Below are 1,663 nucleotides of genomic sequence, written 5' to 3'. Positions count from 1 at the left end.
TGGTGTCACTCTATGGGGGTGGCTCGCACAGAAATACTCACCGAAGGTAGGAAATATTCCTTCCTGTCATCCGTAAGAGGAGTGACGTAAATGGGGAGTGTTCTTGTGTGGACCTGTGCTATTTTTTGATGGCGTCGTCGAGTGCTGTCGATGCATGAGGTGCGGGGCCGCTTCCAGAAATTTCTGGAAGCGGCCCCGCACGTGATGGGAGTTAGTGGCAGCGGCAGGTGGCGGCAGCGAACCCTCCGCAGAATCCTCCGCGATATCCCGTGCTCAAGCAGTGGTTGTGGCACTGATGCTCGTTGAAGGGGCAGGCGAAGCAATCGCTGGTTTCGAGGGGATTGCGGGTCTCAGCGTTCATGGTGTCGCTGAATCTGCTGTCGCTCAGTGATGTGCAGCGCCGGGAGAACAGTTCCATGTAGTTCTCCTTCTTCATGTGAGTTCTGTGTGTGGGATGAGGAAGCTGTTTTCGGACAGGGGAGTGCTTTCGAATCTTCGGCATGTGATCAGTCCTCTGCGAGCGCCATGACCGGCGGCACTGAGGCGGCTCTCCTGGCGGGCCTCAGCGAGGCGGTCATGCCGACGAGGAGGGTGATGATGCTGATGCTGATCAGAGTGAAGTAGGGAATGCTCACGCTCACTCCATATGATTTGTCGACTACCGAAAGCGCTCCTGCTGCGCCGAGGAGTGTTCCTATGGTGAGTCCAAGTGTCCCGCCGACGAATGCGAGCAGTGTTCCTTCGGTGACGATGAGGTTTCTGATCTCTGAGCGAGGGCTGCCGGTGGCGCGCAGGACCCCGATCTCTCGAATGCGTTCCAGGACCGAGACGTCCGTGGTGTTGGCCAGCCCGGACAAGGCGATGACGAGAGCGGCGCCCAGAACCAAGTAAATGACTAGGGATAATTTATTGAACATGGTTGACATCTGCTCGCTGGCGGCGGCGCTTCCGCTCACCATCATTTCTTGACCGCGGATGGCCGCAGTAAGGGCGTGCTCGGTATTGGGTGTCATGGAGTTGCCGGTGGAGCGAACCCACATGGTGGCGTTGGTGGGGGTGTTGCCGTTGAGGCGCTGGGCCACTGCCGGGTTGACCACGGCTCCCCACCCTTCCTGGACGCGAGCCTTCAGCTCAACACTTCCGGTTGCCCCGGTCAGGGTGACTGTGGAGCCATCCGGAATGTCATAGATGCCGCCCACAATGAGGGTCTTGTCGTCAAGGCCCTCCAGGCCGCTGGTGGACCGTGCGATGGGGGCGATGGCTTTGAGGTCGATGACGTCGACAGTGATGTCCTCCGATTCTCCGTCGATGGTCTGGGTCAGGTCGAGGGAGGGGACGTAGGTGACGTCCTTGATGCCGTTGACTGCTTTGACTTGCTTCGTCAGCTGTGCGGTATCGGTTTGCGGTGTGACGCCTAAGATTTTGGCGTCCACGGGTGAGCTGTGATATAGGATGGTGTCGAAGGAGGCGTTCAAGGAGGACAGGCCGACGAAGAGCGCTGATCCCACCAGGACGCAGACGAAGAGCGTGGCGGCGGTGGCGGCGGACCGCCCGGAGTTGCGGGCCAGGTTGCGTGTGGCCAGCTGCAGTACCGGGAGTCGAGTATCTCCGCTGACTCTGCCGATGAAGCCGATGATGGCGGTGACGAGCAGAGGAAGGCTGA

The 1,663-nt window shown here is 59.6% G+C and carries 2 protein-coding genes; both read right to left on the bottom strand.

Translation table 11 applies throughout. The features are described from left to right. Positions 1-211 precede the first annotated feature (211 nt). Entirely contained in the window at positions 212-418 is a 207-nt protein-coding gene (locus HMPREF2883_RS15820) for an actinodefensin (RefSeq protein ID WP_075371452.1), read from the bottom strand. Positions 419-506: 88 nt separating this feature from the next. Then, the coding region (locus HMPREF2883_RS02050; protein WP_141758999.1) for an ABC transporter permease at positions 507-1,663 on the bottom strand (1,157 nt) is incomplete at its 5' end.

The organism is Actinomyces sp. HMSC075C01 (assembly GCF_001812965.1).
Lineage (GTDB): Bacteria > Actinomycetota > Actinomycetes > Actinomycetales > Actinomycetaceae > Actinomyces > Actinomyces acetigenes.
Note: the sequence above shows the minus strand (reverse complement) of the source record. Positions and strands in the feature narration are given on the sequence as shown.